At 34.2% G+C, this 19,294-nt stretch carries 17 protein-coding genes; 1 reads left to right on the top strand and 16 read right to left on the bottom strand.

The features are described from left to right. Positions 1 to 4: 4 nt before the first annotated feature. From BK054_RS12700 to BK054_RS12645, 12 genes are all read right to left on the bottom strand, one after another. Positions 5 to 1,294 carry a hypothetical protein gene (locus tag BK054_RS12700; protein WP_071307346.1) on the bottom strand — a complete coding sequence of 430 codons (1,290 nt, stop codon included), beginning with the start codon at positions 1,292 to 1,294 and terminating at the stop codon, positions 5 to 7. A 1-nt stretch (position 1,295) separates the two neighbouring features. Continuing rightward, positions 1,296 to 3,632 (bottom strand): TonB-dependent receptor domain-containing protein, encoded by a 2,337-nt coding sequence (locus tag BK054_RS12695; RefSeq protein WP_071307345.1) that lies wholly within the window; start codon positions 3,630 to 3,632, stop codon positions 1,296 to 1,298. Positions 3,633 to 3,944: 312 nt separating this feature from the next. Continuing rightward, positions 3,945 to 4,454 carry a hypothetical protein gene (locus BK054_RS12690; protein ID WP_006259113.1) on the bottom strand — a complete coding sequence of 170 codons (510 nt, stop codon included), beginning with the start codon at positions 4,452 to 4,454 and terminating at the stop codon, positions 3,945 to 3,947. A gap of 63 nt (positions 4,455 to 4,517) precedes the next feature. After that, entirely contained in the window at positions 4,518 to 5,246 is a 729-nt protein-coding gene (locus BK054_RS12685) for an MBL fold metallo-hydrolase (protein ID WP_006259114.1), read from the bottom strand. 83 nt (positions 5,247 to 5,329) lie between these two features. After that, positions 5,330 to 6,619 carry a threonine synthase gene (thrC, locus tag BK054_RS12680; protein ID WP_071307344.1) on the bottom strand — a complete coding sequence of 430 codons (1,290 nt, stop codon included), beginning with the start codon at positions 6,617 to 6,619 and terminating at the stop codon, positions 5,330 to 5,332. Beyond that, positions 6,619 to 7,539 carry a homoserine kinase gene (locus BK054_RS12675; protein WP_058699551.1) on the bottom strand — a complete coding sequence of 307 codons (921 nt, stop codon included), beginning with the start codon at positions 7,537 to 7,539 and terminating at the stop codon, positions 6,619 to 6,621. Before BK054_RS12675 ends, thrC begins: the two co-directional genes overlap by 1 nt. Before the next feature lies 1 nt (position 7,540). Then, positions 7,541 to 9,988 (bottom strand): bifunctional aspartate kinase/homoserine dehydrogenase I, encoded by a 2,448-nt coding sequence (thrA, locus tag BK054_RS12670; protein WP_058699550.1) that lies wholly within the window; start codon positions 9,986 to 9,988, stop codon positions 7,541 to 7,543. A gap of 130 nt (positions 9,989 to 10,118) precedes the next feature. Further along, on the bottom strand, positions 10,119 to 10,265 hold the full coding sequence (locus BK054_RS18465; RefSeq protein ID WP_198032304.1) for a hypothetical protein: 147 nt from the start codon (positions 10,263 to 10,265) through the stop codon (positions 10,119 to 10,121). A 223-nt stretch (positions 10,266 to 10,488) separates the two neighbouring features. Next, complete coding sequence (locus BK054_RS12660; RefSeq protein WP_058699549.1) at positions 10,489 to 11,550, bottom strand: CNNM domain-containing protein; 1,062 nt, start codon at positions 11,548 to 11,550, stop codon at positions 10,489 to 10,491. Between the two features lie 110 nt (positions 11,551 to 11,660). Next, positions 11,661 to 12,917 carry a hypothetical protein gene (locus BK054_RS12655; RefSeq protein ID WP_071307343.1) on the bottom strand — a complete coding sequence of 419 codons (1,257 nt, stop codon included), beginning with the start codon at positions 12,915 to 12,917 and terminating at the stop codon, positions 11,661 to 11,663. Between the two features lie 239 nt (positions 12,918 to 13,156). Beyond that, on the bottom strand, positions 13,157 to 13,657 hold the full coding sequence (locus BK054_RS12650; protein ID WP_071307342.1) for a DUF2199 domain-containing protein: 501 nt from the start codon (positions 13,655 to 13,657) through the stop codon (positions 13,157 to 13,159). Next, a complete protein-coding gene (locus tag BK054_RS12645; protein WP_071307341.1) occupies positions 13,657 to 14,730 on the bottom strand; it encodes an SMI1/KNR4 family protein in 1,074 nt (357 codons plus the stop codon). Before BK054_RS12645 ends, BK054_RS12650 begins: the two co-directional genes overlap by 1 nt. Before the next feature lie 56 nt (positions 14,731 to 14,786). Between BK054_RS12645 and BK054_RS12640 the strand changes: the two genes are divergently transcribed. Continuing rightward, the gene (locus BK054_RS12640; RefSeq protein ID WP_071307340.1) at positions 14,787 to 15,353 is read left to right on the top strand and encodes a GNAT family N-acetyltransferase; all 567 of its coding nucleotides are present in this window, start codon (positions 14,787 to 14,789) and stop codon (positions 15,351 to 15,353) included. A 52-nt stretch (positions 15,354 to 15,405) separates the two neighbouring features. On the opposite strand, the gene BK054_RS12635 is transcribed toward BK054_RS12640, so the two are convergent. The 4 genes from BK054_RS12635 to BK054_RS18645 form a co-directional block, all read right to left on the bottom strand. Continuing rightward, positions 15,406 to 16,251, bottom strand: a complete 846-nt coding sequence (locus tag BK054_RS12635) for a hypothetical protein (RefSeq protein ID WP_006265147.1) — start codon at positions 16,249 to 16,251, stop codon at positions 15,406 to 15,408. Between the two features lie 85 nt (positions 16,252 to 16,336). Continuing rightward, positions 16,337 to 17,248 (bottom strand): hypothetical protein, encoded by a 912-nt coding sequence (locus BK054_RS12630; protein WP_071307339.1) that lies wholly within the window; start codon positions 17,246 to 17,248, stop codon positions 16,337 to 16,339. 112 nt (positions 17,249 to 17,360) lie between these two features. Continuing rightward, positions 17,361 to 18,734 carry an aldehyde dehydrogenase gene (locus tag BK054_RS12625; RefSeq protein WP_006259127.1) on the bottom strand — a complete coding sequence of 458 codons (1,374 nt, stop codon included), beginning with the start codon at positions 18,732 to 18,734 and terminating at the stop codon, positions 17,361 to 17,363. 86 nt (positions 18,735 to 18,820) lie between these two features. Next, positions 18,821 to 19,267 (bottom strand): hypothetical protein, encoded by a 447-nt coding sequence (locus BK054_RS18645; protein WP_232234272.1) that lies wholly within the window; start codon positions 19,265 to 19,267, stop codon positions 18,821 to 18,823. Positions 19,268 to 19,294 lie beyond the last annotated feature (27 nt).

Below are 19,294 nucleotides of genomic sequence, written 5' to 3'. Positions count from 1 at the left end.
ACTTTTATAACTTGTTTACTTTAAACAATCCTTGAGGCTTTCCTCCTTTTTGAATCTCAATAGAAAGCGTTGCTTTTAGCATATCTTCTGATAATTCATAGTATCCTAATTTTGTATCATTTACCACACGAATAAATTTCTTATTATCTATTTTAGATACTCCTAATGAAGCGGCTGGTGTTTCGACTAATGTTACTCCCTCTATCTGAATAGGTGTTACTGCCTTACTCTTAATATCAATCACTACATACTTCCAAATAGGAGTCAAATTAATTATTTGTGGATTTGCTAATGGTACATCATTTACCAACGTTACTATTTTTCCTTTCTCTACATAGATTGTTGAGAATTTACCAGGTGTTACACTGTTAAACATCGTATTGAAATCTAATTCCCATGATTGATCTACTTCATTTGCCCCATTCTTAATACGTGCTATTTTAGATTGATCTCCTAAACCTCCTGTTTTAATACCTTGACACACGAAATACAAATCTTTATTCTCGTCAAAATAATACAACGGGTTCTCATCAACGAAAGCAATATTACCTGTATTCTTTACCTGAGTATCTCCTATCCATTTTCCATTAGTCAAATCAATAACAGCAAGGTGTACATCAGTTGATACACCATCAAACATACCTCCCTGTGCCCCTTGGTTCTTTCCAAAAGTGATATCAGCATATAGTTTATTACCATTAATTGCTAATAAATGTTGACCTATTGCTTTAAAGTTTACTCCTTGTAGATTTAACTTTTTCTCTAACGCATTGATCTGTTCTGCATAATCACCTAACATTCCTTTTTTTGCCATTCCTATAGGATCAAAAATCTGTATTTGTGTAGGTTGAGCTCCTTCAAAATAATATCCTGTTGTATGATCATTCGTTAATGTAAAGTTTCCTGAACCTGCTATTTTTGGTTCTACAGCAATACTTTTAGTAGTGTAAAAGCCTTTATCATCAAAAATGAATTGACCTAATGCACGAGAATTATTGTCATCAAACATTCTATACACTCTATTACCATATTGACGATACCCTCCCATTCCTCCTGTGGTTGTTGTATTACCTGTAGCATTGTCTATCATTCCTTTTGGTAAAGAAGAATAGGCTTTTAAGAAACCGTTTTTAACAGGTCCTTTTCCTTCTGATAAAGTCATCAGAAAATATTGGCTCTGTTTTACTTCTGGGTCTACTGGTGTTACAGGATTATTGTCATCTGAAGAAGAGCATGATGTTAGTGTTAATGCAAAAGCAAATGACATTGATAATAATGGTTTTATAAGTCTCATGTTAATTAAGTTTGTAGTTAAGTTTTAAGTAGATACTTCTACCTGCTTTTTGTATTTTAAAATAATCGTATAAATCTTGATTTAATAAATTGCGTACCTCAACTCCGATAGATACTCCTTTATCATTTAGTTCATATAAAGTACCTAGAGTAAGAGAAGTTTGATCTGGAACAATGTTTTTCACATCTCCTTTACTCTTTCCAAACAATCCTAAAAATCCATTTGGCTCCATTGACTTATCAATAGGTTGGATGTAAAACTCACGAACGAAATTAAGATTAGCATAAGCTGTTAATCGATCTTGCTTCTTGAAAACATCAGTAAACTTAGCTTCTGTTCCAATGTTGGCAAAAAAGAATGGAATATTTGGTACTCTATTACCTTTTAACCATTTATCTGCGGCTTGTTTAAACTCTCCATAACGGATACTTTGCCAAGTAAAGTTTCCATAAAACTTATAGTTCTTTTTTACTTTCAGACTTAAATCTCCTTCAAAACCATATCCATTAGCCTTTTCTTTATTGACAAAAACAGAGAGAGGTGGATTACCTGACACAAGTACAATGATATCTTTGGTGTGTCTGTAAAAACTATTAAAACTATATTGGAAGTTACCCACCTCCTTCTCTATTCCTAAGTTTAAATTGATACTCTGTTCTGGCTTTAAATTAAAATTTGATGCTATAAAAATATAGTCACCAAATAACTCTGTATATCCTGGTAATCTTCTTGCATCTTCTACAGAAAAGCGAAGATTTGTTTGTTCTGTTAACCTATATTTAGCTCCTATAGCCCAACCAAATGCATTATCTGATACCTCATGAATATCTCTAGCTGATAAATCGACATTACTAGCGGTATTAAGCCCTCTACTTGAATAATTATACAACTTCACAATTGCATTTGTCTCCAATTTTTTATCCCACCACTGACTAGTCAATCCTATAGCTAACACATTCTTTTTATAACGAGTAGGAAGCTCTATCACCGTCTGGTTCAAATCCTGAATTACTCTTCCATAAGGATCTTTACCTTCTCTTTTAGTATAATTGTAAGTATTGTTTAACCAGATTTGTTGTGAAGGATTAATAGCATAGCCTATCAATGTTCTTGAAGTAAAGAATGTCATATCTATATCAGCATCCATAGGCATATCTCCTTCCCCTCTATACCCACGTGGAGTAAATTCTCCTAGCCAATTATACCTTCCTTTTAAGGTATCAATAGCTTGTGACTTCACTACATTGTAAGATAGAAATTGATCTATAGATAATTTATCATTGAATACGGCTTTTTTATACCTTAATGTTGGAATAACACTGTGTTGCTTATCTTCAATTCCTCCATAAGGTACAACCATTGAAGTAGGACTATTTTGAAGTTGTTTATCGATATTATAATAGCTTATACCTAGTTCAATTTTATCTGCCCAAGAAAGATTATGAGCTCCTAAATAAGCATTAGCAAAGAAGTGCTTATATCGATTGTGAAACAACTTTACCTTAGAATGAGTTTGAGCTAATTCAAGATCAGGAGTATTAATCTTATAATCATTATCAGAGTAATTATAAAACACCTCTCCTCCTGCATATAAATTATCATTTAAGTTATAATGCCCTCTTACAGCTGAGCGAATTGTATTAAATGAACCGTATTCTACAGAAGCTCTTAATTGATTACTTTGTATAGAAGAAGAAACTAAATTAACAGCTCCTCCTAAAGCATCACTTGCTAAGTGCACAGGGATAATTCCTTTATATACCTCCACTTTATCCAACACATCTAATGGCACATTAGAAATATTATACCCTTGCCCCAAATAGTTTAAAGGAATACCATCCTTAAAAAAACGTATTGCATTACCTTGAAAACCATTCAAATTAATATTAGCCTCTGAACCTAAGCCTCCTCCTTGTCGAATACGCACTCCAGTAGTCTTGTTCATTAAATCATTTAAAGAGGTAGGACGAAGAATCTCACTTTTAGTATCTATAGTGACTGCTCTAATAATATCTCGATTACTATTTTGCTGTTCATCTTTAGTTTGAACAATAATATCTGATAAGATGGTGTGGTCTTCTTCTAAAACAAATGAATTGCGAATCAAATCCACAGTATCGAATGTTTGATTCACACTTTGATAGCGTTCAGCAAATACTTGAATAACATAAGATGATGCAGGTTTTAGGTCAAACTGAACCTTACCCTCCCCATCTGTTATCAGTTGTTGATTATTTACTATTACGACAGCATTCTTTACCAACTGATTATTGTTATTGGTAATAACGATACTCTTCTTTATTTGCCCCAAAGCTAATGAGGTACTGGCTAGAGCCATCAATAAGGTTACTTTACTAAGCCTGCTCACTTGTTATTTATAATTATTTTAAATAATGACAAATGTAGACTTATTTATCTCACTAACAAGAATAATTCTAAATAACCATTTAAAATAAGCTTAAACTAAATATAAAAAACGCATAATAAAGAACAATTAAAAATAAAAACTATAGATTTATAAATTATATAATTCAAAACATCCTTTGATATACTAAATAAAAAATAGAATAGTTAAAGTTATAATGCTCACTTTAGGTTGCATAAAAAAACCTTCTAATCTTATTTTAGATCAGAAGGTTTTTATTATAATTTATTCCTCTTTATTCCATTTGACAAACCACTTAGCTATTCTACCAAAATTGGTTATCATTAAGAATCCCAAAACTAAATTAGCAAAAGCTTTAAAAGCCCCATATTCATCAAAGGTAGGCATATTTTCATTTCTGATAGCTGCAGTAAATCGTTGTATAATCCATGTAATCATATAAGGGAGATTATTCACAATGAGTATTCCTCCAATAATAAATATCCCTACCTTAACAATATCAACAGCAGTCAGATTATCGACTACTATTTTATCAGTTTCATAACCATTACTTAAGCGGAAAAGGCTAACTATCTTATCTCCATATAACATTAACAGAGTAAATACTACCAACAAAAAGATATGTTGACTTATATCTAACAGTAAATCACCAAAGGTATTTTCCTTTACAGTAATCAAATAGTACAAACTACTTAATAGAGACAAAAAATAGGTAAGAAATAAGTAAAACCCTAATAACTTCACTAATGCCGTAAACAAATCTCTTTTACTCATAGACACTCATATTAAAGATTGATAGTATCTAATATACAACTAATTAACGTATCTTTTTTTAGTTTACTCACAAGTATACACCGCTCGTTCCATATCGTGATAGAACAACACTGTCCAATGCTCTGCCTCAGCCTGTACCTTCCATTCTGTACGCCACTTCATCGCTAACTTGCCATCATAGTCACTCTTAAAAGCCATATTAAATTCTAAATAACTATGCTTTGGTAGATTATCTGCACCATAAAATATGATTTGCTCTTCATCTTTAATCCAAAATACCTGCATATATGGCGTATGCCCTCCTACCACCTGATAAGTAATCTGATCATCAATACTTCCCTGATCATCATTCATCCATATGATATTAGGCAGAGCTAATGCCTCTTCTAGTATATCATAATCAAATGAAATATCATCCATAGACAACTCTGCAAAAGCAACTTCTCTACGTTGAATGTATATTTGAGCATTAGGATAGCGTCCTATATATCCTTCTTCTGTTTCTTCAACCAAACCGTTGATATGATCTTTGTGCAAGTGTGACATCAACACTCTATCAATATCCAAAGGAGTTAATCCTTCTTTGGCCAATAATTCGTCTATTTTGTAAACACCATTTTCTTGATATCCTAAACCTACATCCAATAATGTTTTATGATTATCTGTTATGATCAAAAAAGGTTGTACTGCTAATTGTATTTCTGTGGTCAATACCTTATCTCCTATAGGTAAAAAGTTCTTTACCTCATCTTCATAAAAATCACCTTCTTTTAAGGGTACTACTTTAATCATTGTTTTGTGAGTTTTGAATTACAAAGATAAATAGAAATAAAGAAAAAGGATTGTTCTAATCACAATCAGAACAATCCTTCCTATTATTTTAAAAGTTCTTCTTTCAACTCCTTATAAGAAGTGAGAACAGTACTTTTCTTTTCTCCTTTCATAATCTCTTCCAATCTATCAGGTATAGGAATCTCTATTTCTAATAATTGCTCTATACACTCTGGAAACTTAACAGGATGTGCTGTTCCTAAAAATACACCTGTAAAGTTTTGATGCTCTTTAGCGTATTCTTTGATTCCTAGATAACCAACCGCTCCATGAGGATCCAGTAGATACCCATTCTTAGCATATTGTTCTTTTATTAGGGCTAATGTAACCTTATCTGTAAAAGAATAGGCTGACAGATCTTTACTCAACTCCTTCGCATCTTTAGCAAACAATTCTAATATACGCACGAAGTTGCTCGGATCACTTACATCCATCGCATTAGAGATTGTCTCTACTGTTTGTTTTGGCGTATAGGTTTTAGAAGAAAAGAATCTTGGTATTGTATCATTTGCATTAGTAGCTGCAATAAAATGAGCAATAGGCAATCCCATCTTTTGAGCTAGCATCCCTGCACATATATTACCAAAGTTTCCACTAGGTACAGACACAACCAATGGTTTGTTTAAATGTTGTAATTCTTTATACATCAAGAAATAATAGAACATCTGAGGTAACCAACGAGCTACATTAATTGAATTCGCTGATGTCAAACGACAAGATTTCAACTCTTCATCTAAAAATGCTCTCTTCACCATCGCCTGACAATCATCAAAGCTTCCTTCTACTTCTATTGCTCTAATATTCTTACCTAGCGCAGTTAATTGCTTCTCCTGGATGCTACTCACTTTCCCTTTTGGATATAAGATGACAACCTCAATCCCCTCTACATCATAGAATCCGTGAGCTACAGCACCTCCTGTATCTCCTGAAGTAGCTACTAGAATAGTAATTTTCTCTTTCTCTCCTTTGACAAAACTTCTCAAACATCTAGACATAAATCCTGCTCCTACATCTTTAAAGGCTAAAGTAGGTCCATGAAATAACTCTAATGTATAAACATCTTGATCAATCGACACTACAGGAAAATCAAATGCTAACGTTTCTCTTACAATCGTTCTTAGCTCTTCTTCTCCTATCTCTTTTCCTACAAAAGGAGCGATAACCTGGTATGCAATCTCTTCCTTACTCATCGCTTGAATACCTTCAAAAAACGAAAGAGCTAACTGAGGTATTTCTTGTGGAAAATACAATCCTTTATCCTCGGCAATACCTTGTATTGCAGCTTCTTTAAATGAGGCTACTCGCTGAGGGTTATTTAAACTATAATACTTCATTACAATACTTTTATACCTTGTGAATTAATAGGCGATACATGAATATCAAACTCATACCCTGCATCCTTTACTACTTGACGCATTGCTTCTGCTACACGCTCTGCATTCTCCTTGCCTTTGCTCAATGCAAACACAGAAGGCCCTGCTCCTGATATTCCTCCTCCTAATGCTCCATGCTCACAAGCTGCTTGTTTTAACTCTGCATAGTTTGGTATCAATAGTGAACGTTTAGGCTCTACAAATTCATCGTGTAATGAATTACCAATCAAATCGTAATCTGAAGTATAAAGTCCACAGATTAAACCACCTAGATTACCACATTGTTTAATCGCTTGTTTTAAAGTAACTGTTTGTTTTAAAACCGAACGAGCATCCTTTGTTTTCAATTCTATCTGAGGGTGAATCACAGTAGCGTATAGCTCTTTTGGAGAATCTATATGAACTATATTAAGCGGCTCATAACTATGAATAAATGCAAACCCTCCTAATAACGCTGGAGCTACATTATCCGCATGAGGTGCCCCACTCGCTAAAGCTTCTCCTTGCATAGCATAATAGATTAACTCTTTATTAGATAATGGATAGCCACATAACGCATTGACACCATAAACAGCACCTGCCGAACTTGCAGCACTACTCCCTATACCACTACCTGCCTTGATATTCTTGTGAATCACAATCTCAAAACCAAAGTCAGGTTGTAGTTTTTCTATTAAAGCTAAAGCGGCAACGCCTGCCACATTCTTCTCTACTTCGAGTGGTAGATCAGCTCCAATAATCTCTTTGATACGTACTCCTTTTTCTGCTGTTTTAGTGATAATCATTTCATCACCTACATTATCTAAACACACCCCTAAAACATCAAAACCACATGATAGATTAGCGATTGTAGCTGGGCAAAATATCTTTATTTCTTTCATTTTATAACAATTTACTTCCTATTCTTATTACATCTGCAAATATTCCTGATGCTGTCACTTCTGCTCCTGCACCCGCTCCTTTTATCAATAACGGTTGTTCTTGATAGCGATTTGTATAGAACATTACGATATTATCTTTCCCTTCTAAGTGATAGAATGGGTGATTAGACATTATCTCTTGCAGACCTACACTAGCCTTACCGTCTTTAAGCGTTGCCACTACTTTTAGACAAGCTCCTTTAGCTTTTGCTCCTTCATATAGAGCTTTAAAATGAGCTTCTTCTTTGGCTAAAACAGCTATAAAAGTATCGGCATCCTTTGCCTCCATACAAGACATCGGTAAGAAACTATCCACCTGTACATCTTCCTCTTCTACCCAATAATTACACTCTCTCATCAGAATCATCAGTTTTCTCTTCACATCTACACCGCTCAAATCTATCAAGGGATGAGGCTCTGTATACCCTTCTTTCTTAGCTAAAGCTACTATCTCTGCAAAAGGTTTATCTCCGTTATACTGATTAAAAATAAAGTTCAAACTACCACTTAATACTGCTTGTATCTCTTTTACTTGATCTCCTGAGGCAACAAGATTCTTAATTGTATCAATAATAGGCAGACCTGCACCTACGTTTGTTTCGTATAAGAAAGGAGCATTGTATTTCTTAGATAGACCTTTTAACTCTTTATAATATTCCATTGTAGAAGAACAAGCTATCTTATTACAAGTCACTACAGCAATACTATTCTTTAAATATGATGCATAAGTCATCGCTACATCAGCAGTAGCTGTATTGTCTACGAAAATACTATTGCGCAAATTCAGTTCTTTGATCTTATCTAAGAACCCTTTTTGAGTCATAGATACTCCACAATTAGACAAATCTTTTACCTCAGCCAAATCAAAGCCTTCTACATTAAAGCACATCAATTTAGAATTAGCTATCCCTACCACTCTAACATTTACTTTGAGATGCTCTCTTAAATAATTGTGTTGTTGTACGATTTGCTCTAAGAACTTCCCTCCTACATTTCCTATTCCCATAACAAATAAGTTCAACTGAACCACCACCTCTTCAAAGAAAGCTTCATGTAGTACATTCAATGCTTTCTTAACATCTTTCTCTAGAATAACAGCAGAGATATTACGCTCTGATGCACCCTGAGCGATAGCACAGATATTAATATTGTTACGACCTAACGCACTAAACATTTTACCACTGACTCCTTGATGCCCTTTGATATAATCTCCTACTGCTGCAATAATAGACATCCCTAATTCTACGCGAACTGGTTTTACTTTTTTGTTTTGTATTTCAAACTCAAAAGCGTTATTAATCACTTGCTCTGCTCTTTCTGCATCTGGAGCAATAATTGCGAAACAGATAGAGTGCTCTGAAGAAGCTTGAGTAATGAATATCACATTGATATCCTCTAAAGACAATACTTCAAACAGTCGTTTAGAAATACCTGCTACACCTACCATCCCAGGACCTTCTAATGTCAGTAGTGCTAGATTGTCAATATTTGTAATTCCTCTTACAGGATTAGGGTCTGTACTTCCTACAGCACTGACTAAACTTCCCTCTGCATCTGGTTCAAAAGTATTTTTGACAATCAATGAGATTCCTTTAGGTAAAATCGGCGCCAAAGCAGATGGATACAATACTTTCGCTCCGAAGTGAGAAAGCTCCATCGCTTCTTGGAAGTTGATGTGTTTTACTATTTTTGCCTGTTTTACCACTCTTGGGTTAGCCGTATATATACCACTTACATCAGTCCAGATCTCTAGTTCTTTTAAGTTAAGAGCAGCTGCGATAATAGCCGCAGTATAGTCAGATCCTCCGCGTCCTAATGTTGTCACTTCATTTGCTTCTGACTCTGCTATAAATCCTGGTACGATAGTTACTGCACATTTATGTTTCTCAAAGTAATCAACAATCAACTGATCAGTTACTTCAAAGTTTACAGCAGCTTTACCAAACTTGTCATTTGTCTTGATAAAATCACCACTATATCCATGACGGCAATCTTGCCCCTGAGTCTTCATCACCTCAGCGATAACATAAGAAGAAAGGCGTTCACCATAAGACATAATCAAATCCTTTATACGAGGAGAAAGCTCTCTTAATAAGAAACACCCTTGTAACAATACTTCCAATTCATTCAGTTCTCTAATCACACTGCTCAATATCCCTGCTTGATCATTCACAGGTATTAATGCTCTGACAACTTCTAAATGACGATGACTAATATCTTTAAATTGATCTATATATTCTTCATTATGTGCTGCCGCTTGTACTGCCGCAAGCTGCAGTAGATCAGTCACTCCACTCAGCGCAGATACCACTACGATAACAGGCTCTTCTATCTTATTGATGATATCTATACATCTCTTTATATTCACGGCATTAGCCACTGATGACCCGCCAAACTTTATTACTTTCATAAAATTTCATTGATTTGGTTTTCTCCCAAAGCAAGTAACTAATTGATATTAATCGCTTTGGATAATATAAAATACAGCCGTTAATAAATAAACGACCACAGACGATGGTTATATGTAATAAATTCCCCCTTTACAGGGTTGAGATAGATGACGATGACGAAGATGTCAACGTAATAATAGTTACTGTAGAAGTAGTAACGTTAGAAACACGAGAAGTTGCACCACTTAAGATAGTAGTGTTTAAAACAGGATTATATGTTCTAAAATTCGCGTTCATTGATATGGCTAAGATACCAAAACCATTTTAAAACAAACCAATAAAAAGTTAAAGAAATTCAAATGTTTATTTCAAACGCCTTCATTAAAGCACTCTTAACCCCAACAAATACAAGAGATAGGCAATATTAAAAACATTTTAAAAAACACTCCTGTTTACGCAAAAAACAAAGAACTCCATCGCTAAAAGCGATGGAGTTCTTTGTTTTTTAAACTTTGTAAACTTATTTTATGACATCTTCATCAGTCAAATAAGCATATTTCTTTTGTCTATTTTGCCATCTTTCTTCTGCATATTGTCTCAAGTCCACGATCTTATCTTTCTCATCAATAATCTCAAAACCAAGTAGGGTCTCGATAATATCTTCCATAGTGACTAAACCATCTACTTCACCATACTCATTCACTACAATAGCGATATGCTCATGCTTCTCCTTCATCTTATTCCAAGTCGTAATCACATTCAGTTTTTCAGACACAAATAGAATATCTCTCTTTATATCCTTTAATTGAATATCAAATCTATCTTCTGCTAAATACTCGAACGCAACTTCTCTTAGCACATAACCTGTAATATTGTCTTTCGTATCACTATACACAGGGATTCTAGAGAAATGTAGAAATTCTTTATTCTTCAGAAACTCTCTTAAAGTCATTTCTTCATCTGCACTAACCAGCATAATACGCGGTGTGTGAATTTCGTCTATACGTACTTCATTTAACTTGAATACGTTTTGAATAATCTTGTTCTCTTTTACTCCTAAAACACCTTCTTGCTCTCCAATACTTGCTAAAGTAGCAATCTCTTCTCTACTGGTAGAAGACTCTGCATTCTTCTTGCTCAACCTCTTTGTCAAGAAAGATGACATAATAACTAATGGATAACTTACAACAACCATAGTAGAAATAACACTTGCCATAGATCCATAGATATCCTTAGCATAATTCGCTCCTAAAGTCTTCGGTATAATCTCCGTTAAAACTAAGATTAACAAAGTCAACACAGCTGATACCACTCCGAAATATGCCTCACCAAAAACCACCGTTGCTTGTGCTCCTACTCCTGCAGCTCCTACTGTATGCGCAACTGTATTTAAGGATAAAATAGCCGATAACGGCCTGTCAATATCCTCTTTTAGGTTTATCATTTTTAAGGCTTTCTTATCTCCTGCTTCTGCTTTTGACTTTAAAAAAGAAGGGGATAAAGAAAGTAAGCTTGCTTCTGCGATAGAACAGATAAAAGATACAGCTAAAGCCAGAAACAAATAAACTAATAATAATGTCATGTATTTTTAAATATTTACACAAGATTACCTATAAAAAAGACACAAGAAGGATAATAGTTAATCAAAACATACAAATTCGCTTCTGAAACGTCAATATGAGTTACTGATATTTAGGTATGTTGCATAATGTATCCGCTGACCTTAGTCTTATCACACCAGAAGATATAACACAATCCACCACTACCGTAATACACTTCTCCTTCCTGTACATCTGGGACTTCTGAGTCTAACTGCATAATAAACTGCATCTTCTCTCCGCTAATAGGACACGTCAAAACCTCTCCACTCTGTACCCAAGAAGGTTCTCCTCCTATTCTAAATAAATTCTCTCTACTATTAGCGCTTGCCCATGACTGAAATGCCCAACGAGAATCCGTAGGTACTATACTTACTTCTGTAGGAACCATCGCATGCTCTTCTACCCATTCTATTGTCATGGGCTCTCCTATCTTATGAGGAATTCCTTGTTCATCGTGTTGATAAAAGACAACACCATTTTCATTTAATTCACGTAAATGACATCCCAACACTAGTTGAGATAAACGTATTGGCAATCCTTCAGGAATAGGATTTAATGTAATGATATGCATAAAAGGGTTATTCTCGTCTTCTGCTAGATACCCACCTACTTTATACTTATTTGTTAATGGTACACCATTCCACGTTGGATGATCTGTACGGTTTAGATGTACTGCACTTGGCTTGTTTAAGTACTTTGGTTCAAATAAAATATGATACGTTTGATCTGAACAATATCTTTTTACCTTTCCATGTTCTCTACACAATCCCACACCTTCTAAATACCCATCAATATAATCTGCTGAACTCACATAGCTACTCAATTCTAATTCTAACGCATGTGGAATAAGACTTTCTATGGTAACGATATCTCTAGATTCGACTAAACAATTAAACAACTTAATCTTAGTTTCTAAATCGGTATTCAATGCTAAGAATTGAGCTAAATAAGGCTGTAATTGAGCAGAAGTACAATTTCTCCAATGATAGTCTGCAAAATAGCTATCCCCATTAGGATTTAAGACTAATAAATCATCGAGATAAGGATGTAATATATGTGGTAACTGAATACCTGCATACTCTATAACACTCTCTGCTACGGCACTCTCTTTTTCTTTTAAAATATCAATTGCTATTTTAACTAATTGGCCAAAGTCTTTCTCATTAACATAACTTAGTGCGCTGTGAAAAAGCGTTGAATCCTTCTCGATATTTATCAGAAACTCTAAGCAGAAAGCATATATTTCTGCTTCGTCCCTCATTAATCCTCTTAATTGATTATAAACATCAGGTGTCTTCCATTCTGTCTGTTTATAATCTATTGCTAGTTGTTGTCCTTTACTACTCATTCTTTTCTATCTCTATCCTGTTTATTCTAGTTTGCCTTATTGAGAGGTACTTTATACCTTTTGTACAAAGTCTAATCGCTGTATTCCTTGCACTTTGGCTCACATTGCTTGCACTTTCCTAGGACTTTCCTTGCCCAGAGCACCTTTTTGTCGAAGAATAGTGCAAGAATACCTCAAGGAATCTGCTAGCATCACACAGCAAAACTAATCTTAAATTATGGCATACTTAAATCTCATCTCTATTTTACTAAAGCCTCGATTCTCTTCAAAACTTCCTCTGTCGAAATTCCATCATAAAAGTCCTTTATAAATACTGAATCTCCTTTTTTATGAGGTAAAATAGTTGGAATCCCTTTACTATTATCTACCTCAACATTGGTAGGTAAAGCAAAAGAAGTATTAGGAGGATAATTAGGTAAATTAGTCACTAACCAACCAAAGTAAGTAGTCTTGTACTCTTTATCCTCATAGTGCTCATAATAGTCTTTCATACTCGCCTCACTAAGACTAACCCAAACCCCGTAATCCAAGTATTGGCAGGCATCATAGACATACTGAGTCAACACCCCTCTCAGATACCAATGTGTCTCATCTCCTTCATCTATACTACATATTTCGCTCGTTAAGTCTGCGTGTTCTCTTTCTTCCTCAGACAGTGCTAAGTAAGGATCAGGAGCTTTAAATACTAATGCAGGCCAATCCTCGTGTTCTTGCCCACAATCTGCACATATATATTTCATTAGAATGTTCCGTTATCTATTATAAATTGCTGATGTTCTGTTATTGCTCCTTCTAAAGATTCTATTTCTCTATAAATCAACTCCTCTAGGCAGAAAGCAATTACTGTTCTACTCCAAGACTCATTTTGTAATTCTATAATTTGTCCATACATCCCTGTGTCACTTGGATCAGTATCTATCAGTAGGTAATCTCCATTCTTCCCTTCTGCAAAAGGAATCCACTTAGGGTTAGCATATCCTGTACACTTAAGTCGGGTATCATAATCTGCCAATGTATCTTCATCTTCATCTACCTCCTCATCATCAAACAACTCATTGATATCTTCCCACTCATCTGCTATCTTCTCAAAAGGCAATAAGTCATAATTCCATCCGTTGGCATGCAAACTTATAGCTGAAGTTACAGCATTCCACTTCACATTCGCTATCTTATAAAAATTAACCAAAATAGCAGGCAATTCTACTTCGTCTAATTGCTCTACAACAGTGTCTAATTGTTCTTGGGTGATACCATGAGTAGGGTTATAGTATTTATTATCTGCACCAACTCTATTTTCTATTGTTTTTTTCCACTCATACCATACTGCCTCTAAATATTCGAAGTTTTCATCAATAGGTAGTAATGATACCTCTTCTTCTTCAACCTCTTCATAAGCTTGTAAAGAAAGTGAGTACAGCTCTGACTGCCTGATATTATACCACACCGTCACATCATTAAATCTAAAAGCACCAGTATCATCTGTATCCCAAAGTTTTATACGCTCTTGCTTATGTTCGTTATAATACTTCATTACATCTGATTCCCCATTTAGTTTTAATTGACCTATAAATGCAGATTTCACAGCTGTAGCGTAATCTTCTACTCTATAGGTTACTTCTATGGTATTAATATTTATCCTATCCTTAGCGAAAGCTCGTAATCCTACTGTATGCCAAATATAAACATCATTGTGCTCTCCTGAGAATACCTCTGGCTCTCCAAATAGCGTAAACAGCTCTTCTTTTGCTACCGGAAAGCTATACAGTTGCCCATTTATCTCAAATCCTTTTGATGTAAAATCAAAGTCTATCATCTTTTTTATTTTGGGCTAAAATACTATTAATTTCAAACAATAAATTCACTGAATACATGGAAGTATTTACTATTTTTATAAAAACAACTCTTATGAAAACAATAGAATTAACCACAGAACGCCTTCTTCTAAATCAACCTAATCTACAAGATATTCCTCGCCTATTAGAGATTATGAAAAACCCAGTATACAGTCAGAATACGACCAATATCCCTTATCCTTATACAGAGACAAGTGCTACTTTTTGGGTAAACTTAGCCTTAGAAGGCTTGGAAATTGGAGATAAATACATCTTTGCTATTCGATTAAAAGGTAGCTCTACGATCATCGGAGGAGTCGGCTTAGGAATAGACAAGGCTAATAATAAAGCTGAAATGGGCTATTGGTTAGATGAACAGTATTGGAATAAAGGATATATTACTGAAGCAGCACAAGCTCTAGTTCATTATGGCTTTGAGACATTGCATCTAAAAAGAATATTTGCTTCTCACTTTACGCATAATGAAGCATCAGGAAAAATCATGCAAAAGATAGGAATGGAACAAGAAGGGGTATTGAAAGCCTATACATTAAAGGATGGTGAATACCTTGACCATGTGTTGTATGCGATAGTAAATAAATAAGGGTTAAAAGCTTAAGCTTTTAACCCTTATTTATTTATTGAATTAGTTCTGATTACTTTTTCTTCACTTTTACATTTTGAGAAGTTGTATTAACCATCGTAATATTAACTCCTTCATCTGATTCTATATTAACCGTAACATCTAACTTACCATCTATAGATTCAAAGTATTTCTTCTCCATATCATAAATAACTTCTTTAGTACCTCCTCCTTTCATCTCTGCAAACTTAGTAGAAGTACTCTTAGAGGTGATCGTTGTCTCAATAACTAAATAGGCTTTATTATTAGCTATTTTGGCTATTTTATTTACTTCTTTGGTTGTTACCTCCACTTCACTTTCATCAGATAATCTCATCTTTTGAGTATTAGTAGACTCAAATTCTTGATTCACTTTTATAGGATCACTACTAAGTCCATTTCCATTAAACAAGTCATCTAACATTACAATCAAATCTCCTTCTAAAGTCTTGTGTTTTTCACCTAATGATTTAGACAATTTCAACCCTTTTTTAGTGTCTACACTACCTCTAGTATATCCTTTTATAGGCCCTTCAGTCTCAGTGTTTACTACTTTATTCCCTTCAAAAACTCTAGCAACTCTCTTCTCTAAGTCCAAATCAAAGTTCAGAGAATTCTTCTTTTTAGTTGTCCAATGTAGTGTATAACTTGCATTAGATTCTTCGGTCTCATAAGTAGGATAAGAATTCTGCCCCTCTTTATTAATCATCTCAATGATTTCTTTATTTCCTACAAGGTTAGTAATCGTGCTAAACTTATCATTCGAAGTTATCTCATAAGAGCTACCTGGTTGTAAGTCAAGTGATAAAACAACAGACTCTTGTGCTTGTACCTGAGCAGAAAGTGCTACACAAGAAATAAAAAACAGTATCTTTTTCATCTTTTTTAATTAAAATCACCACAAGGTAATTACTTTTTAACAATTAAACTATTCAAATATTAAAAGCTTTTAACTGTTAGATTTCTTATTTCAATAAACTCACATTGTAAATTAAGCTTCTAAGATCTTGTTGGATTGTTTTTACTGTTGCTTGAAGCTCATTATTCATATCTGCCATTAAATGAATTCCCTCTGATTTAAAAAATCCACCTTTGCCAAAATAGAGTTCCTCATCCTTTTTACTAATCTCCTCATTAAAAGCAAAAAACAGCCATCTATTCTTTAATGTCTGTATTAGAGATAATTTACCTTCATTACTAAAAGATTTATCATTCATCACTCTCCATACTGCAGGAGGAAATGCAAGATTATCATTCTGTTCAAACCAAATATTACTAAGTAAACTTCGATTCGTTTTTAGTTCTACTTTTTTGCCTTTCGGATTTAATAACAAAAATCCTAGTCCTGTACCTACTAGCCCACCAGCAATATTTAAACCTTTATTCGTATTATCATTTGTAATCAAGGCTGTAGATAATGTAACTGCTGCACCGATCGCGATAGAAGCAACTGTTAGTTGAGTATTGGTAGTTCCGTTTTTAGCATCCAATACCCTTGCTAGTTGATCATATCGCTCCCCATTACAATCTAGTTCTGCTGCCAAAGCATCTATCTCTGTCTGAAACAATTGAACTCTAATAATAATCTGTTGCTTCGCTTCTAATCTCTCTATAGGATCTGCACTATTTATAAACTTAGCCAACTGAGACACTAATCCTAGATGAGACGCTAGTCTATAATCATGAGGAGACAACTTCTGTTTAACACCTAAATCTTCAAACGCCCTTTGCTCTTCAGTGGTATCATCTGTATACACAATGGTAGGCGCACAATAGTTCTCTTGCAAAACAGTCACTCTTGAACTTTTAATAACTGATGAACAAGATGCTAAGAAAGTACAACCTATAAGAGCTGTCATTAGTTTAATCCATTTCATTTTACTTATTTTTAATTCAAAAATAGTTAATAAGAGTTAAAATAATTATCTTTAATCAATATTTTTACATTAAAAACAAAAGAGGCAAGCATTATACTTACCTCTTATTCTTTTACTTAAATAATCTTCTCAACCAATTCTCCTTCCTTTTTGTATAAGGAGGATATTTCATATTAGACTCAAACCAGAATGGCTTGTGTAGTATACTTTTAAAATGAGTAAACGCTTCGAAACCATATCGTCCATGATAACTCCCCATTCCGCTAGCACCCACACCTCCAAAAGGCAAGGTACTTGTAGTCAAATGCATTAAACTATCATTGACTGCACCTCCCCCAAAAGAGACTTCTCTTAAAATCTTCTTTATAAGGCTCTGATCCTTGGAATAAATATAACATGAAAGAGGTTTAGGTTTTTCTTTTACTTTCTCAATTACCTCATCTAATGACTCAAAAGCTATAATAGGCAATATAGGGCCAAATATCTCTTCTTGCATAACACTATCTCCCCAATCGACATTATCAAGGATTGTAGGGCTTATAAATCGTTTTTCTCTATCTATATAGCCACCAAAACATACCTTCTCAAGATTAATTAAACTAACCAATCGATCAAAGTGGTGTGTATTAATAATCTGTAAATAGTGAGAAGGTAATTCTTTACTATCCAATGGGTAATTACTCATTTCTTTCTGAAGTTGTTTAATCAACTTCTCTTTGATTTCTCTTTCTACTAATAGATAATCAGGAGCTACACAAGTCTGTCCCGCATTCAATAACTTCGCCCAAACAAGACGTTTAGCCGTTATCTCTAAGTCACAATCTTTTAAAATAAACACAGGACTCTTTCCTCCCAATTCTAGTGTAACAGGAACTAAATTCTTCGCTGCTGCCTGATATACTATCTTTCCAACAACAGTACTTCCTGTGAAAAATATCTTGTCAAACTGTAGGCTTAATAACTGTGTAGTTTCTTCTACTCCCCCCTCTACCACATATAAAAGCTCTTTAGGAAAAATACTATTGAGCAACTCTGCTAATACATTGGATGTATTCATTGGTAATTCACTAGGCTTAATCATTACTGTATTTCCTGCTGCTATAGCTGTCAAAGCAGGCAAAAGAGATAATTGATAAGGATAATTCCACGCACCAATGACTAAACACAATCCTAATGGTTCTGGCATTATATACCCCCTCCCAGGAAAATTGATAACACCTGTAGAAACTCGTTTAGGCTTACTAAGTTTCTTAATATTCTTGATAAAGTAATCAATCTCTAGATAAACAATAGACAACTCTGTCATATAGGTCTCAAAAGAAGACTTCCCAAAATCTAGATATATCGCTTCAGCCAATCTGTCTTCATTGGCTTTAAGCAATTGTTTTAGTTTCTTTAATTGTGTAATACGAAAGCTAATATCCTTCGTTTGATTGCTATTAAAGAAGTCCTTTTGAGCATTGAATATTGAGAGTATAGTGTCCATAGCGTAATAGTTATCCTATCAAAGATATTCATTTTACAGATATGATAAAGTAATACAAAAAGCGAGACTATAAGTCTCGTTGGTTATTACGGTATTTTATGAATAACTCCATAGTTATAATAAGTCAAAGTTCCTTTCTCTGTTAGGTAAATCACTTTATTCTTCGCTAATACTTTTAGACGTATTACCATCTCATTTTCTTGTTTAGAAGATTTAGGTAATAGTACTTGCCAATTCTCTATTTTACTAAGATCAACACTTAATTGTCCTTTTAAGAGATTTTTACCAGCGAAAAGATAGATAACCTCCTCTGCACCACAATAATCTCCTGCACCTAATAATTCAATATCATCTCCATTGTCCTCGAAAACAGACTTACTATATACTTCTAAGATTTCTTTTGCAGTATAATCTTTAAACTGAATAAGGCTTCCACTGTACATCAGATGCTCTAGTCCTGAAGTGAAATATACCTGTTCTCTATCTTCAAAGAAATTCACTACTGGTAATAGCTCCACTTTAACCTCATTCATATTTAAATCAATAAAACTCTTATTTTC

Source organism: Myroides sp. ZB35, from assembly GCF_001865835.1.
In the GTDB taxonomy this organism is placed as follows: Bacteria; Bacteroidota; Bacteroidia; order Flavobacteriales; family Flavobacteriaceae; genus Flavobacterium; species Flavobacterium odoratimimum.
The sequence above is the reverse complement of the archived record's forward strand: the minus strand, read 5'-3'. Positions and strand labels throughout refer to the sequence as shown.

Excerpts from the sequence above, each read along its gene's own strand:
- BK054_RS12630 (WP_071307339.1), bottom strand. The coding sequence starts at position 17,248 with ATGAAATGGATTAAACTAATGACAGCTCTTATAGGTTGTACTTTCTTA.
- BK054_RS12695 (WP_071307345.1), bottom strand. The coding sequence starts at position 3,632 with ATGGCTCTAGCCAGTACCTCATTAGCTTTGGGGCAAATAAAGAAGAGT.
- BK054_RS18645 (WP_232234272.1), bottom strand. The coding sequence starts at position 19,267 with ATGAATGAGGTTAAAGTGGAGCTATTACCAGTAGTGAATTTCTTTGAA.
- BK054_RS12650 (WP_071307342.1), bottom strand. The coding sequence starts at position 13,657 with ATGAAATATATATGTGCAGATTGTGGGCAAGAACACGAGGATTGGCCT.
- thrC (WP_071307344.1), bottom strand. The coding sequence starts at position 6,619 with ATGAAGTATTATAGTTTAAATAACCCTCAGCGAGTAGCCTCATTTAAA.
- thrA (WP_058699550.1), bottom strand. The coding sequence starts at position 9,988 with ATGAAAGTAATAAAGTTTGGCGGGTCATCAGTGGCTAATGCCGTGAAT.
- BK054_RS12635 (WP_006265147.1), bottom strand. The coding sequence starts at position 16,251 with ATGAAAAAGATACTGTTTTTTATTTCTTGTGTAGCACTTTCTGCTCAG.
- BK054_RS18465 (WP_198032304.1), bottom strand. The coding sequence starts at position 10,265 with ATGAACGCGAATTTTAGAACATATAATCCTGTTTTAAACACTACTATC.
- BK054_RS12685 (WP_006259114.1), bottom strand. The coding sequence starts at position 5,246 with ATGATTAAAGTAGTACCCTTAAAAGAAGGTGATTTTTATGAAGATGAG.
- BK054_RS12690 (WP_006259113.1), bottom strand. The coding sequence starts at position 4,454 with ATGAGTAAAAGAGATTTGTTTACGGCATTAGTGAAGTTATTAGGGTTT.
- BK054_RS12675 (WP_058699551.1), bottom strand. The coding sequence starts at position 7,539 with ATGAAAGAAATAAAGATATTTTGCCCAGCTACAATCGCTAATCTATCA.
- BK054_RS12700 (WP_071307346.1), bottom strand. The coding sequence starts at position 1,294 with ATGAGACTTATAAAACCATTATTATCAATGTCATTTGCTTTTGCATTA.
- BK054_RS12640 (WP_071307340.1), top strand. The coding sequence starts at position 14,787 with ATGGAAGTATTTACTATTTTTATAAAAACAACTCTTATGAAAACAATA.
- BK054_RS12660 (WP_058699549.1), bottom strand. The coding sequence starts at position 11,550 with ATGACATTATTATTAGTTTATTTGTTTCTGGCTTTAGCTGTATCTTTT.
- BK054_RS12655 (WP_071307343.1), bottom strand. The coding sequence starts at position 12,917 with ATGAGTAGTAAAGGACAACAACTAGCAATAGATTATAAACAGACAGAA.
- BK054_RS12625 (WP_006259127.1), bottom strand. The coding sequence starts at position 18,734 with ATGGACACTATACTCTCAATATTCAATGCTCAAAAGGACTTCTTTAAT.
- BK054_RS12645 (WP_071307341.1), bottom strand. The coding sequence starts at position 14,730 with ATGATAGACTTTGATTTTACATCAAAAGGATTTGAGATAAATGGGCAA.